This is a genomic window from Bradyrhizobium sp. CIR48, assembly GCF_014198315.1.
GTDB lineage: Bacteria > Pseudomonadota > Alphaproteobacteria > Rhizobiales > Xanthobacteraceae > Bradyrhizobium.
Genome location: NZ_JACIHG010000005.1, coordinates 563,568 through 577,823, shown reverse-complemented (window position 1 = coordinate 577,823; position 14,256 = coordinate 563,568). Strand labels below are relative to the sequence as shown.

Annotated in this window: 10 protein-coding genes and 2 pseudogenes; 5 read left to right on the top strand and 7 right to left on the bottom strand. The window is 59.6% G+C overall.

Annotation, left to right across the window (positions count from 1 at the left end):
• Nucleotides 1–44: 44 nt before the first annotated feature.
• Nucleotides 45–1,859 carry an autotransporter domain-containing protein gene (locus GGD66_RS19125; RefSeq protein WP_183258654.1) on the top strand — a complete coding sequence of 605 codons (1,815 nt, stop codon included), beginning with the start codon at nt 45–47 and terminating at the stop codon, nt 1,857–1,859.
• A gap of 324 nt (nt 1,860–2,183) precedes the next feature.
• Here the strand turns inward: GGD66_RS19125 and GGD66_RS19120 are convergent, their stop codons facing one another.
• The 3 genes and pseudogenes from GGD66_RS19120 to GGD66_RS19110 form a co-directional block, all read right to left on the bottom strand.
• Nucleotides 2,184–2,462 carry a LysR substrate-binding domain-containing protein gene (locus tag GGD66_RS19120; RefSeq protein WP_312014145.1) on the bottom strand — a complete coding sequence of 93 codons (279 nt, stop codon included), beginning with the start codon at nt 2,460–2,462 and terminating at the stop codon, nt 2,184–2,186.
• 68 nt (nt 2,463–2,530) lie between these two features.
• A pseudogene (locus GGD66_RS19115) lies at nt 2,531–3,307 on the bottom strand (aldehyde dehydrogenase family protein); the annotation flags it as partial.
• A 179-nt stretch (nt 3,308–3,486) separates the two neighbouring features.
• Nucleotides 3,487–4,434, bottom strand: a complete 948-nt coding sequence (locus GGD66_RS19110) for a helix-turn-helix domain-containing protein (protein ID WP_183258653.1) — start codon at nt 4,432–4,434, stop codon at nt 3,487–3,489.
• 178 nt (nt 4,435–4,612) lie between these two features.
• Between GGD66_RS19110 and GGD66_RS19105 the strand changes: the two genes are divergently transcribed.
• Nucleotides 4,613–5,860, top strand: coding sequence for an acyl-CoA dehydrogenase family protein (locus GGD66_RS19105; RefSeq protein ID WP_183258652.1), 1,248 nt, complete (start codon nt 4,613–4,615; stop codon nt 5,858–5,860).
• A 204-nt stretch (nt 5,861–6,064) separates the two neighbouring features.
• On the opposite strand, the pseudogene GGD66_RS41555 reads toward GGD66_RS19105, so the two are convergent.
• The 3 genes and pseudogenes from GGD66_RS41555 to GGD66_RS19095 form a co-directional block, all read right to left on the bottom strand.
• Nucleotides 6,065–6,370: pseudogene (locus GGD66_RS41555) on the bottom strand (integrase); the annotation flags it as partial.
• A 113-nt stretch (nt 6,371–6,483) separates the two neighbouring features.
• A complete protein-coding gene (locus GGD66_RS19100; RefSeq protein WP_183258651.1) occupies nt 6,484–7,635 on the bottom strand; it encodes a hypothetical protein in 1,152 nt (383 codons plus the stop codon).
• A gap of 478 nt (nt 7,636–8,113) precedes the next feature.
• Nucleotides 8,114–10,717 carry a MobA/MobL family protein gene (locus tag GGD66_RS19095; RefSeq protein ID WP_183258650.1) on the bottom strand — a complete coding sequence of 868 codons (2,604 nt, stop codon included), beginning with the start codon at nt 10,715–10,717 and terminating at the stop codon, nt 8,114–8,116.
• 146 nt (nt 10,718–10,863) lie between these two features.
• Between GGD66_RS19095 and GGD66_RS19090 the strand changes: the two genes are divergently transcribed.
• On the top strand, nt 10,864–11,583 hold the full coding sequence (locus tag GGD66_RS19090; protein ID WP_183258649.1) for a hypothetical protein: 720 nt from the start codon (nt 10,864–10,866) through the stop codon (nt 11,581–11,583).
• Between the two features lie 250 nt (nt 11,584–11,833).
• Here the strand turns inward: GGD66_RS19090 and GGD66_RS19085 are convergent, their stop codons facing one another.
• Entirely contained in the window at nt 11,834–12,817 is a 984-nt protein-coding gene (locus GGD66_RS19085) for a LysR family transcriptional regulator (RefSeq protein ID WP_183258648.1), read from the bottom strand.
• Between the two features lie 102 nt (nt 12,818–12,919).
• Between GGD66_RS19085 and GGD66_RS19080 the strand changes: the two genes are divergently transcribed.
• Entirely contained in the window at nt 12,920–13,864 is a 945-nt protein-coding gene (locus GGD66_RS19080; protein WP_183258647.1) for a ketopantoate reductase family protein, read from the top strand.
• Between the two features lie 4 nt (nt 13,865–13,868).
• Entirely contained in the window at nt 13,869–14,255 is a 387-nt protein-coding gene (locus GGD66_RS19075) for a VOC family protein (protein WP_183258646.1), read from the top strand.
• Nucleotide 14,256 lies beyond the last annotated feature (1 nt).

Below are 14,256 nucleotides of genomic sequence, written 5' to 3'. Positions count from 1 at the left end.
ATTCGTAGCCGCAGTTAACGTCGTCATGCTTCTGGGGAGGAAACATGACGAAGACAGCAATTCGCACGCGGCCTAAATCGATAGCTGGGGCAGTCGGCAGGTGCCAGACAGACAGTAGTCGCATCTTTAGCCGTACGATGGGCCTGTTCACCGCCGCCGCAATCCTGGGCCTCGGCGTTACTGCCGCGAAAGCGCAGTCTCGGTATACGAGTCTCACGGCTTTCGGCGACAGTTATGCAGACAGTGGCATAAACGCCTTCTTCAAGTTGCTCGCTAATCCGTCTGGATATCCATCCTCTGGCGCGTCGCCGTCAGCCGTAGCGTCGGCCTATCCTTATGTTGCTTATCCCTATTGGCTACAGAGCCAGCTCGGGCTCGCTAATTCGCAAATGACCAATTATGCGATCGGCGGGTCTACAACACAGGTGCTGAATCCGTTCGGTTTCCCATTTAGTCTTCCATTCCAACTTTCTACCTGGAACGGCAAACCGTTCGGACCCAATGATCTCGTGACGATTTCCATCGGTGGGAACGACGGGCTCTTTGCGAGTGCGGCCATAACGCCAATACTCGGGTTTGGGCCAACCGGTCAGCAATTTACGTCTTCCGCTGCAACCGCGTTGGGCAATCAGACCGCGGCCAATGCAACGGCAGCCGTCCAACAACTCGTGGCCGGCGGAGCGCGCAACATTGTATTTGCCGGGTTCAGTGATCTTACGGCGCTGCCAACTTCTGCTGTGGCGCCACTTCCTTCTAACTTGAAGCTCTACAGTCAGGTCTACTTTGAGGGCTTACAGACAAATCTGGCCCCTCTGGCACAAACCGGAGTGCGAATCTTCTTGTTCGACGGATCTCGCCTTGCTCGCCAGATTGAGACCAATCTTGGGGCCTACGGATTCAGCTCATACCAGTATGTCAACCCGACAACGCAGAGTCTCTATCAGCCCGAAGGCGTCCATCTGACGAGCCTTGGATTCGATGTCATGGCCCGTTATTTAACAAATCTCATCAGCGCGCCCGACACGGTGGCGGCGCAAGCGGATGTTTCTCAGCTGGTCTCGGCAAGTTTTGCGGGGAGCTTGTTCCAGCGTCTCGATGCCTTTCGCACGAGCACTGCCCTGACCAACGGGCCTAGCAACTCATTTGCCTATGCGCCCGCAGCCGGCAGAGGGCCCGTCTTGAAGACGCCTGGCGTCGGATCGCAGGGCATCACCGAACAGCCCCTTTCGGTCTACATGGAAGGTGCCCACTATTCCGGTTCGCGCGGCGACCGCGTCGGCGCCAATGGCTTCGACTGCGAAATCGAAGGAGGGACGATCGGGGCAGGGTACAAGCTCAGTCCGAACATTCTCGTTGGCGGCGCCTTCAACTATTCCAACCCGAAGGTGGGTCTTTCCCACGCAGCTGGACACATCGCCATGGATGCGTACCAGTTTGGTGGATTTGCCTCCTTCAATTACACGAACTGGTTCGCCGACGTCGTCACCACCTACGGCCATAACCAATATCGCCTCGATCGCACCGGCGTCCTGAGTCCGATTCAAGGCAGCACTGCCGGAGAAACGTTCAGTCTTGGCGCAAGAGGCGGATATCTGTTCGACGTTGCGCAATTCCGCGTAGGTCCGATTGCTGGACTGAACTACGGCACTTCGCACATCAACGCCTACACAGAGACAGGGGACCCGCTCCTGACCTTCACGGTCTCCCAGCCGAATCTCGCGTCTCTAACAGGAAGTGCCGGTGTCCAGGTCAGACTGCCTCTCGTGTTCGCAGCGGGCTTGATAACACCATATGTCAACTTGACCGCAGAGCATGATTTTCTGAGCGGCGACCGGACGCTCCTGTCGATCGAAACGTAGGCGCCGCTCTTGCCAATCTATTCGCCGGTGCCGGGACTTTCCGGAGGCACCTACGGTAAGGTAGCAACAGGACTTGCCGCGCAGTTCACCGATCAACTGAGCGCTCAAGTCAGTGCCATAAGCACGTTTGGACGAGCGAATGGCAACGATTTCGGCGTCAACGGTGGATTGCGGCTGTCATTCGCGGCTCGCTAAAATACGTTTCGAAGGAAGCGGGCCGCCCGATCTCCACCGGGCGGCCTATCGAATTCTCGGAGAGGAAGGAGCATGCTTCCAAAGGAAAAACGCGTCTATGCAGGATGGGCGTGTTAGCGCACTTGACGCTCATAACTTTGTGCCAGCGACATCCTCGATTCGTTGACGGTCAGTTTCAATCAGCAGATCGACGAAGTGGCGCACCCGGGCGGGTCTAAAACGGGCGGCGGGGTAGCCCGCGTAGATTCCCCCTTCCGGCAGGGACCACTGCGGTAGGAGTCGCTCTTCCGCGAGGTCGCGCTGGACCATGAAATCCGGCAAGACCGTGATGCCGGCCCAAGCGAGAACGCAGGCATAGGCGGCCGGTGTCATATCCGCCACGACCTCCATGCCGCGGCCCAGTGGCACGCGACAAAAATTTCCCAGAGAACGACCCCAACGAGCTGGAGCCGTTCATTGCTGTGCGGCGCGAATGATCAGGACATAGTGGGCATAACAAATTCAGCGCCAGAACGAATGCCGGTGGGCCATCGCGTCGTGATCGTCTTCAGCCGGGTGTAGAACCGGACGCCCTCGGGGCCGTGCATGTGATGGTCGCCGAATAGCGAAGCCTTCCAGCCGCCGAACGAATGGAACGCCATCGGGACGGGAATCGGCACATTAATGCCTACCATGCCGACATGGATCTGATGCGCGAACTCCCGAGCGGAATCCCCATCCCGGGTGAAGATAGCGGTGCCGTTGCCGAATTCGTGCTTGTTGATCATGTCCGCGGCGACGTCATAGGACTTGGCGCGGGCGACGGCGAGTACGGGACCAAAGATTTCTTCGCGGTAGATCTTCATATCGGTCGTCACGTGGTCGAACAGTGTACCTCCGATAAAGTATCCCTTCTCGTAACCTTGACGCTGGAAGCCACGTCCGTCGACGATCAAGCTTGCGCCTTCGTCGACGCCGGCATCGATGTACCCGCGCACTTTTTCGAGGTGTTGCTTCGTCACGAGCGGACCCATCTCGGCATCCAGATCGGTCCCCGGGCCGATGTTCAAGGCGCGCACCTTGGGCACCAGCTTCTCGATCAGCTCGTCGGCGGTGGCGTCGCCAATCGGAACGGCCACCGAGATCGCCATGCAGCGCTCGCCGGCCGAATCATAGGCGGCGCCCATCAGCGCGTCGACCGCCTGGTCCATGTCCGCATCCGGCATCACGATCATGTGGTTCTTGGCGCCGCCCAGCCAAGCTGCCGAAACTCCGGTGTAGCGGACGTCCGGCTGAAACAGGTTCAAATCAACTGAGCTGTTTCTCACGACGCCGGTACTGTTGGTGATGTCCCTCCGCCTCCGCGCTTCGTGACTTTCGGTACCTCGGCTGACCTCCTTGTGCCAACGCGGTACTTGGGCTCGGAGCACAGGAGCTGGACCTACAGCCGCCACTAATATGGCTTGGACAAGTTGCAAAATACTCGAGGAGAGACACCGAAGCGTCTTCGAAACGAGTGATTGAAGTGGGAGATATCGTTGAAACCCGCCGAAAGCGCGATGACACTGATCGGCCGCGAGGATCCTCGCGAAAATTCGGCGGCGCAGAGTTCGAGCCGCCGGTTTCGCACGAACTCTCCGAAGGTCATGTCGCAGGGTTCGAAGAGTCGGTGCAGATGGCGTCGCGACATCCCAAACCGGTGGCAGACCTTCTCCACGGATAGCGTCGGATCGGATAGGTTCTGGTCGATGAACCTCTGAATCGAGGTTAGTAGCGCGTTGTCGATTGCGCCCCCTGGCTGGTGCATGGCGTCAGCGTTCCCGCCGAGCGACAACGCCACCAGTTCGGTCATGATTCGGGCGACGTCCGGTGTGGCCGAAGGCGGGATAGTGGCGGGAAGCCTGATAACGGATTGGAGAAAATCGACGGCGAGCATGCCGAGCGGCGTTTCGCGACTGACGCGCATTGCCGTCCGCTCAGCAGGATTTCTCAACAATGGTTCGAGTTGCTTCTTCGGGACTCTGAAGGAATAGATTTCGAGGTCGGACCGATAGTCGAGATCGTACGGCTCGGTCGAGTCGACGATGTAGAATTCGTTAGGACGGATCAGCACCTCGCGGCCGCGTTGCTTGGCGAGAACGTCGCCCTTGATCTGCATGTTGATGAAGTAATATTCGACCGGCGATTTCCTGATCTCGGCCGGCCCTCTCAGGACGCGATGCTCTTCGGTTACCAGGGTCGTGACGTTGACATCCGACAGCAGATTGGCCGTCACGTCGCCCCTGAAGCCGCCGCGCCCCTTCCTTTCCGGATCAAGGGTGATGAAGGCTTCGCAGAGCACCTCGCGCCAATAGCTGAACTGTTCATGGGTCGGATGGTCGAGCGTTGTCCATGATGGCATGAAAACCTCCGCAAGTGCTGACACAAACGGGCCCCGATAAAGTTCCGTCTCCGCAGGAGCCCGTCAAGCCTAAAGAATGTGAAGGGCACTCCAGACCAATTGATTCGTCGCTCCTCGCCAAGAACGGACGCCGACGGCGTGACAGTATGGTGCGGTAATCCTTCGTGGAGAGGTAGCCATGGGTATCGATTTCAGGCTGAGCGAAGATCAGATTGCGCTTCGAGATGGTGCGCGCGCCTTCGCAACGACAGTCCTCAAGGACGTGCGAACGACGATCCGCAAATACGCCAGGCCGGATGAACGCTTCTATTCCATCCGGCCGTTCCACAAGCAGGGCGTCGACGCCGGCTTCGTCAAGGGACTGTTTCCTAAGGAGTTTGGCGGCACAGACGTCTCGACGCTCGATTTTGCCCTTGCGGCGGAAGAATTGTGTGTCGTCGACGTCAATGTTCCCAGCGCCATGCTCGGGACCGGCCTTTGCGTCAAGCCGGTCGTCATGTTCGGCACCGACGAGCAGAAGCGGCGCTTCCTGCCCGATTTCATCAGGGACGGATCGCTGCTTGGCGCGTTGGCCTTCACCGAGGTGACCGGCGGCGCTAATTTCGACGCGCCCGATCCGCGTTTTGGCGTGAAGACCTTCGCCATCCGCGAAGGCGATGAATGGGTCATCAATGGTGAGAAGCACTACACCACGAACGGCACCGGCTGGGACGGCAAGAATTGCCATCTCTACGCCGTGGTCTGCCGGACCGATCCGACGAAGGGCGCTCAGGAATCGCTCGCGGTCATCATGGTTCCGGGCAATGCGCCGGGCGTGCAGGTGACCGGGCTTCTCGACACGTCCGGCCACCGCGCCTCGATCTCGCCGCGCATGAAGTTCGAGAATGTCCGCGTTCCCGCCGGTAATATCATCGGCAAACCGGGGGACGGGATCGAGATCGTTTCGACCAACTTCGCCTGGACGGCCGCGCTGATCGGTGCGGCCTGCGTCGGGGTCATGCGGGCCGCCTTCGACCACACCGTCGAATTTGCGAGAAAGGACGCCCGTTCCGGGCCGCATCCGATCATCGAATATTCGACGGTCGGATACATGCTCGCCGACATGAAGATGAAGATCGAGGCCTGTCGCTACCTGACCTGGAAGGCGTGCCAGCAGTACGATTTGTCCAAGGGCAAGGAACACGAACTTGCCGTGATGACGAAAGTATTCTGTTCGGAAACCTGCGTCGACGTCGTCTATGACGCCATGCGCGTGGTCGGGGTCGACAGCTACACCGACATGCACCCGCTGGCGGAGCTGATGAACGACGCCATGTGCTTCCCGCTCTATGATGGCGGGAACATGGGTGCCCGCCGCAGGAATCTACACAGCATCATCAAGAGCCCATCTTACAGTTCTCTAACGGCGCCCTATGGCTTGTTTTGAGCCCAGATCAAAGCATCGTGGCTGGTCCGCTTACTGGCGGCATGAGGGGGCTGTTGTTCGGGAAGCGGCGGCGCAACGGCCATGGTGGCTGCACTAGCGAAAAGTCCAGCTTCGACACCGCACGCCGGATACTGGCCGTCAACGGCATCCGGATCTCGATTTACTTCGCACTATGCCTGCGGACCGAGGCCGGCTGATGATCCCTTACGCGCGTTTTCTCATCCGCACAACGTTTCCATCACTTCGCGGCACTAGGGACACGACTGCCGTCCTTGCGAGGTCTTCCAGGGCGGTCGCAATGTATTTCGCGTAGTGCCGCTCGATCATTTTGACTGAGGTGTTGTGCAGTTTGGCGACCTGTTGGATAGGCAAGCCCTTTCGTAGACCGCGCACGATGCTCGAGTGCCGCAACGCATAGGGAATCACCTTTGGCATATCGGCGCGCCCGCGAATGGCCTTCCAGGGACGCGCAAGTTCGGCTCTTTTCCACGGACCGCGTTCAGACTTTTCTGATCTTCGCGCCATTCCTGTTCTGCCCGGCGTGGGAATCAACTTCTCGCGGCCACGCCGGTCATGACGGAAGTCGCGTCGAGAAGGCGGGCTTCGGTCACGTCGGGCCTGGCCTACGATTCGGACAATAGGGAGAGATCACTAAGGGCCTTCGCATCCTCTTCCGAGAGCGTCTCGGGTGGAAATCGCTGCTCGAATTCTTGGAAGCTGCGGACGCATCGACGGATCGCTGCCCCGAGCGGATATCGTTTCAGCATCTTCCACTCTGAGGACAGGAGTGATCGCAAAGCCTCCATCCGGGCTTCCGTGGTCGCGTAAGAATCGGTCTTGGGCAAGGCAGCCTCGGCGATGCTTTGTTCGAATGCCGCACCGAAAGTCCGGTCTGCGGGCGTTTTCAATCCACGGCGAAGGGTCGGAGAAATCACGCGTCTCACCTCTCGAAACAACGCATCGACCTGAACATCCCGAGCGAGCGTCTCTGGGATCAGCTTGGGAATGCAGGTTTCGATGAGAGCAAATGTTCGCTGCGACTTTGTTAGGTGCACATTCATTTTACCCTCTTCGCCTGGAGTCCAGAACCGTCCCTCGTAAAGGGCCGTTTGGCTCTCCTCCCAGTCGAAGTAGGCTGGTGCCGAGTACATATCGCTCCGTCCAACAACACGGCGATCGCAGCCGCTGCTGGTGACTACAATTGAGCGGCGATTGCCTTCTTTCCATTGGACATAAATTGGAACGCCACCCCGAATGTAGACGACGTCGCCGCAGATGAGATAGTTCGAGTCGAGCGCGGATCGCACCCGGAAGAGAACTTCATCGCGGTTGCAAGAAACAACTCGCCTCGATTCCGATTCTCTCTCGACGGTTTCCAAGCCCCAAGGAAACATCTTAAGCAGGTCGCGAGATCTTTCGATTGACTTCAACCACTCGTCGACCCGGACGACTGATGAATCCCGGGGTATCCGATAAGAGTTGGCGCTCAGCTCATCGAGGCTCCCCACCATTGGCCACCAGATCGTGTTGCGATAGTGAAGCAGCTCGACAGTCGCCGCTTCGCCACCACTGGCTTTTCGCCCTGCAACGACTGGCAAATCGTGGGTCGACCCCGAATAGCGAACCCGGAATGCAATTTCAGCCTCGTCGCGACTAATGCTGGTTACGGCCGCGTGTTCCTTCAGCAGGGGGTGCTCGACGTGGGCTCGACGGGCTCCTTTAGGAATGAAAATCCGACGATAGGCCGTTTCAAAGGAAATAATTGTGAGGTCCATATCTGCACCTTCCGTAATGCGGCATTCGGTATCTGCTCTCGCCTTGTTACCCAACTCTGTCGGGATACTTAGGCTGCGCGAATACCAAACGCCCATTCGATCGTGGTCGCCGCAAGGATGGCGCTTTGCGCAGCAACGATCAAATGTGCCTCGCCCTGCGCCGACCGAAGAATCCCGGTTCTATCGGGGTTGGGTCTGTCCTCGTTAAGAAATTGTCCCCGTAATTATCGTTCTGCCGGCTCTAGTGCCGGTCCTTTCGAGGCCGATACCTCCTGTTCAGGACGATTGGGGTGGAGCGCGACGGAGCAGGTGGAACGCCGGCTCCTCATACCAGAGGCTTGCCCGCGAGCGTTGGAGCGTGTGTCGCTCTGATAGAATTCTCAATCGGCATGCAGCTCGCCTCCGCCGATCTGCGTGTTGGCGAGGCAGCGGGAACATTTGCGCGAGGCCGGCTGGCTCTGCAGCGCCGGACTGGCGACTATGTCGTCATCGATGTCAGCGTACGGCGGGGGTGGCTCAGCCTGCGAGCGGTGAAACGTGAGATTGGGTTAATGGGGCAGTTCTGCCCTGGTACGTTAAGACAATACAGGTCGGACCTTAGCTGATGGAATTCAAGGTAGGTCCAGCGCTCCGACTCCAGCTCGTTCAGCTCGGGAGGGAGATCCGACAACGTGCTATCGCTTTCTATTCCCGCGAGAAACCGGATGATGGTCTTGGTCAGTTCATTGCTGAATCGGCTCAAGGCGTACTTTGCGTTTGCAGCCTGGTCAGGGTTGTGGGGCCCTACGAATTCGTAGAGCAACTTATAGGCGTTCCTTGCAGCCCAATCGTTCGATAGCAGCCGGCGCACATCTTCCGTAGCATGCGACGGCCACGGCGGCTTGATTTCGACAGGTGTGGTGTCAGGTAAGGTTTCGAGCTGAGTCGTGATCTGCAACACGATCCTGCTGAGGCCGGCATCAGGGTCTTCGCATTCGGATCGTTGTTGCGGGAGTGCACCAGGCAAAGATCGTCGGGCCACGTCAATCAAGCCGGCCTTGTTCTGTGCGACCCTTGGATCGAGGTGCAATCGCGCGTGCGATCCTCGGGTCGCGACAAATAGAAGGGCACTCCATAGGCGTCGCGGATCGGTTGCCTCGACGACCACTTTTGCTTCGGCGGGCAGGCCGCGAGCCTCTCTGATGGAGAGCACAGCAGCCGGGCGAACGCCGAGTACGCACTTCAAATCAATCTGCTTGCGCTCGCTAGATCGAATAACATCGACGAGCCCGTTGAGTGGATCGATTGCGAGGATCTGTGCAAATTCGGTCTTCTCCGCCAGCGGAGACGTATTCGCGAGTGTAGTCGTGAGGATCCATTCGCGCACCGAGAGTTCCAGTCCTTTCCGTACGCCCGGAAGAGGCACCGGCTTGCCGATAGAACCCGAGCGGATCCGCTCCTGTCGAATGGTTTGGCAGAGACCGTCAACTCGGCGAGGATCGTCGCAGACAATGAAGGATAATATATCGTTAGTATGATGGCTCTGTATCCCGAATTCCAACAGGTCTCCATTCTCCATTTCGTCGATGGCATGCCGTACCAGCCCGGCCCGCAGCAACCGCTCAACTCTCGTCGAACCGTGATCTTCGCCGTTGGGTGAGTACTCTCTCGCAGCGCAATCGGCCGCGTGCGCGGCAAGATGTCGGCAAACCACGCCGGTCTTGCTGCTTTGATCGTGACCAAGAACGAGACCAGAGCCGACCTGGCTCGTCGCCAGGATCAGACGCGCCAGGCGCTGGTCGTCAATCATTTCCGAATGTGGAACGATGACGATCCGCCCACGGCGAAGGCGTACGTCGCGCTTGCGCCCAACAAGGCGGAGCTTCCGGGGTCCTGCAATCGCCATATCTATTGTGCCCACGATCGGGGCGTGAGGCGCCAGCTGCGCCTTTGCTGCGTCGCAATGGGAAAGCTTGGCCCCTAAGATTAGGGGGCGATCGCGCATTCCGGACGTCGCGCATATTGCAGATATCTGAGGGAGTACACACGCCTCGTTTGCTCCGGTGAAGACTTTGATGTCGTTCTGCGCGGGGTGCTCGATGAGGCGGCTTGCGCGCGCTAGGAGCGATTTTATGTGGCGGGTCGTCGCGTAAGTGGGCTTCGATGCACCGGGTGGATCGGCAAGAGTGATGACGTTCTGATCCAGTAAGATGCGTTCAACGTTTGCAGTTTGATCGACGTCGATGTCGTAGAATTTTGCACAGAGGCGTTCAAGCTCTGCGATCCGCAGGGTGGAACGTCCCCGCAAGAGCGTCTCGACCAAGTGGGTCGGGCTACCCTCGATCATGCTGACATTATCTGCGTACGCCTCTTGACGGCTGGACGCGATCTGCTCCCCAGTCTTGCGGCTATCAATCTTGCCGCTGCGAAAGACAACCGGCGAGAAATGCGTTCCGGGTTTGGGCGCTATTGGATCCACTACGAGATCAATTGCGAGTTCGTGAAAATACGCCTGGTGGATCTCCCAGCTTAAATTCGGCCAATGAATACCCTCGACAACGTCTGCGTCTTCAAACTTAGTATGGCGGTGTCGTACGACAAAGTCGCGAACTCTTTGCCCAAGAACGCCGTCGCGATCAGCTGGGCGAAGCGCGAACAAAGCATGCGCGTGGCGGTTAATTCCTGCGTCGTGGATCGCTGTGTGGATCGGGATCGTCACCGATCCACGAGCAGCGAGAACGATCCTCCGCATTATCTCGGCGGCTTCATCCACCGAAACCTCATTGGAGGGGGGAAGGGCTAAAACGAGCGCTAGACCGACCTGCGGTGGCCGCTTTCGCTCAGGAAGCGGGGTGCGGACCTTGCGTAGCTCGGCATTGTCGAGAGCAATCGCGAGCGCGCTGCGATCGAGGAATATAGATGAGCAATTCTCCGGAAGGATGATCTCCTCGTGGGCGAGATCGCCGCGAAGATGCGTGTAGTCGAAGGCCTGTTCGAAGCGAGGGTCATGCACGATAGCGCGTGCCACATAGGCGACAGTGCTAGCCGCGCCACCGTGCTCAGACAAGTGGACAGGAGCCAGATACGCGAACGAAATTGCCATCTAAAATGCCCGAACGATCATTTTGTATATTGAGCTCGGACATCGCGGAAAGCCGCAAGTCACCCGTCCGGAGTTTCCCCGAAAACTTTTCCTTTTGCGCTTGCCGAGGCGTGTGATGGCCTACCTTCATCAATGAAGGAGGTCCCATGAACCGTCGTAACCACATCAAAGCACTCGAAGCTTCCGAAGCCACGCTCGCGCGCCTGATCGCAGACCGCGCCCGGATTGACCTACAGATCGCGGCGATCCAGCAGCGCCGTGAGGCCGATGTCCTGCAGTTCGTGTTGGACACCGCCAAGCGTCTCAATCTGACACAGCTGCCGGCTACGAGCCTTCTGAAAGCTCTGGAGGAGGTCGCGCAGAGTGCTCGTATGGATCGGCCGGTGTTCGATCCGGGTGGCACCGGCGCCGACGCGTCCGACGATCCTCACCGAGAGCTCACAGCGGTCTTCGTGCGGCTGACGCGCAACGCATCGCTCGAAAATCGTGAGATCCTTGGGCGCCATGGCTTGCGCTGGAACGGGCGCGCTGCTGGATGGAGCGGTCGCGTCACCGCGGACGCCTTGCGGCACCTGCGCGAGATCTTCCCCGGTCGCGTCGAGGGACCCGATCTGGAACGCTCCGACGCCCATCCGGAGGATGAAGCCGGTCCGACGGTCGAAGCCGATCGGCCGCCGGCCACGTCGCCGGATGTCCAGCCGGCCATCATGGAGGCCGGCATCATCGAGCCGGCCGAGGACCGCCCCGTGGACACGAAGGTTGTGGAGACGGGGGGCCCGGCCATGCAGCCGGTTGTCCCCGCGGTAACGAGGCTGCCGGCGTCGCCGTACCGCTTGCCGTTGTCGCGCCCCCGGCCGCCGACCTAGCCTGGCCGTGGCGCCGCCTAAGGAGCGCCATCTGCCCCCCTGCTCATGCTTGCGAGGTGCCGCACAGAGCTGCTACACACCCCACGTGTCGCTCGGATTTCTAGAGTGATTTCAGGCGTCTGAGGCTGTCGACGATCTGGCTGAGTACCCTCCCGCCCCAGCCAGCGCTCAAGCTGCTGTCTTGCGCAAGGCGGACGTTCAGCTTCGATCATATGGCAGCGAAGAGCCGAAAACTGCCTCAATAAGCGCTTCACTGCGACCGCATTTTGCGTGGCCCTCGTTTCTTTGGCCGACTGGAAGGATGCAGACCCCGCACCTCCTGTTGTTGAAAAAGTTCCGCGCAGATGCCACGCAGCCATTGGCTTGCCGGGTCGTGGTGGAAGCGGGCGTGCCAATATTGCTTCACAGTAAAGCCGGCGATCACAAGCGGGCAGTCGAGCACGCGCAGTCCGTAGTAGTGAGCCAGCGTTTCGCCAATGTGCCTTGGCAGGGTGGCGATCAGGTCGGTCGTCCCCACGATTGCGGGCAGTCCCAAAAAGCCGGGCAGCTCAAGCGCCACGTCAAGGACTATCCGCTGCTCCTGTAGCGCGGTCGCGATCAACTGATGTCCAGTGCCGGAGCGAATGAGGACGTGGGCCTCGCGCCTGAAATCTTTTGCGGTGATGCGGTCGCGGATCCGGGCATGTTCGGCGTTCGCCAAGCAGACCCAATCCTGCGGAAAAAGTGCCTGTTGGAAATGTCCGGCGTCGAGACCCGAGATGTAGCCGAGGGCCAGATCGGCTTCACCGGATTGCAGCATCCGTGGGGTGTCCGCGCCGATCTGTGTCGCCTCGATACGAACGCCCGGGGCGATGCGGCGGATGTGAGCGAGGATGGACGGAAGCAGCGTGACGTGGCTTCCATCCGTCATGCAGATCGCAAAGCGGCGCTTTGCGGTTGTGGGATCGAAGTCGGTGCGCAGCTCAGCCAGACGACGCAGCGTTTCCAGCGCCTGCCTCGCCGTGCCGATGAGAGCCTCGGCGCGCGGCGTTGGCAGCATTCCCTCCGCCGACCGGATGAAGAGCGGATCGTCCAGTTCCTTACGCAGTCGCGCCAGCCAGATCGAGATGGTCGGCTGACTTTGACCGAGCTTTTCTGCGGCCTTGGTGACGCTGCCTGTGGCGAATAACGCGTCGAAGAGCCTCAGCAGGCGCGGGTCCAGCAGGTTGGTCTCGACATTATCCGGCTGCTTCATTGCGATTCACAATAATTGATATAAGGATCATAGCATATCTTAATATGGATCGGCCTGCTACCACGCTTCCAGCGCCAGGAAAGGCGCGCGGGGAAGCGTTGGATGAGGATCTGCTTTATTGGAGCGGGAGCCTTGGGCTCGACCATCGGCGGCACGCTGGCGCGCGGCGGTGCCGAGGTGTGGTTGATCGATCCGTTCCAGGCTCATGTCGACGCCATCAATGCCACGGGCCTTCGGATGCTCGAAGGCGACGCCGAAACCATCGTGAAGGTCGCCGCTTGCACCTCCGCGGCCCAAGTCGGCGTAGAGGCCGACCTCGTCATCGTCCTTGTCAAATCCTACTACACGCGGGATGCGATCCGCGCTGCAGCGCCGATCATCGGGCCGCAGACGGTTGTGATGTCACTTCAGAACGGCCTTGGTCACGAAGACATCCTTTCGGAGGAAGTTGGTCGTGACCGGGTCATGGCGGGCAAGACCTACGTTGGTGGCGTGCTGCTTGGCCCCGGTCATGTTCGCTCCGGGGTCATCGGCAAGGAAACCATCGTCGGTGAACTTGACGGACGCTTGACGGAACGCGCGCAGCGAATCTCCGAGGCTTTCAATCGTGCCGGCATTCTCACGCTGCTCAGCGACAACATCCTGGGCACGATGTGGGACAAGCTTTTTATCAACGTCGCCGGCGGCGGCGTTACGGCCATTACCGGCCTGACCTATGGCGGCCTCTATTCGCTCCCCATCCTGAAGGATTGTGCGCTGGCAGCGATTTCAGAGGGCATCGCGGTCGCGCAGGCGGCCGGCGTGAAGATCTCGATTACCGACCCGCTCCGCGCCTGGACAATGGCATCCGCCGGTCTGCCGCCCGAGTTCAAGACGTCGATGTTGCAGAGCTTGCAGTCCGGCAATCCGACCGAGGTTGACTACATTCACGGCTCCGTCGTGCGTTGGGGCGCCAAGCTCAACGTGCCGACCCCGGTCAATTCTACCCTCGCCGCGTTGGTCAAAGGGCTCGAATACGCCCGCAGCGACTATCCTGGAAAGAGCTGAGACGATGTCGCTGCCTCGCGCTTATATCGAGCACGTCGCGATCCGTGTGCCGGACATTGATCGTCACGTTGACTTCTTTCGCGAGGTGCTTGGTCTCGCCATTCGCGACGAGCAACCCGCCGATGGTGCGCGCCCGCGCCAGGTGTGGGTGCTCGGAAGCGTGCAACTCATCGAGGATCCGAATTTTGTCGGACCGGAGGGGCGTCTCGCCCATCTCGGCATCATGGTCGACGACTACGAAGGCGTGCTCGCCCGTGCCGCCGCCTGGGGCGTCAGGGCGTTGCCCGCGGGGCCGAACTGGCTCGAATTGCCGGGCGGGCTCAACGTCGAAATCTTGCAAGCCAGCGCAGGCGCTGTGGAAGCCGCCCTGGCGATCAATCCACGGGCCTGAG

What these genes read in the sequence shown, in the direction of transcription:
- GGD66_RS19105 (WP_183258652.1), top strand. Translation starts at nt 4,613, where the DNA reads ATGGGTATCGATTTCAGGCTGAGCGAAGATCAGATTGCGCTTCGAGAT.
- GGD66_RS19090 (WP_183258649.1), top strand. Translation starts at nt 10,864, where the DNA reads ATGAACCGTCGTAACCACATCAAAGCACTCGAAGCTTCCGAAGCCACG.
- GGD66_RS19085 (WP_183258648.1), bottom strand. Translation starts at nt 12,817, where the DNA reads ATGAAGCAGCCGGATAATGTCGAGACCAACCTGCTGGACCCGCGCCTG.
- GGD66_RS19095 (WP_183258650.1), bottom strand. Translation starts at nt 10,717, where the DNA reads ATGGCAATTTCGTTCGCGTATCTGGCTCCTGTCCACTTGTCTGAGCAC.
- GGD66_RS19075 (WP_183258646.1), top strand. Translation starts at nt 13,869, where the DNA reads ATGTCGCTGCCTCGCGCTTATATCGAGCACGTCGCGATCCGTGTGCCG.
- GGD66_RS19125 (WP_183258654.1), top strand. Translation starts at nt 45, where the DNA reads ATGACGAAGACAGCAATTCGCACGCGGCCTAAATCGATAGCTGGGGCA.
- GGD66_RS19100 (WP_183258651.1), bottom strand. Translation starts at nt 7,635, where the DNA reads ATGGACCTCACAATTATTTCCTTTGAAACGGCCTATCGTCGGATTTTC.
- GGD66_RS19080 (WP_183258647.1), top strand. Translation starts at nt 12,920, where the DNA reads ATGAGGATCTGCTTTATTGGAGCGGGAGCCTTGGGCTCGACCATCGGC.
- GGD66_RS19110 (WP_183258653.1), bottom strand. Translation starts at nt 4,434, where the DNA reads ATGCCATCATGGACAACGCTCGACCATCCGACCCATGAACAGTTCAGC.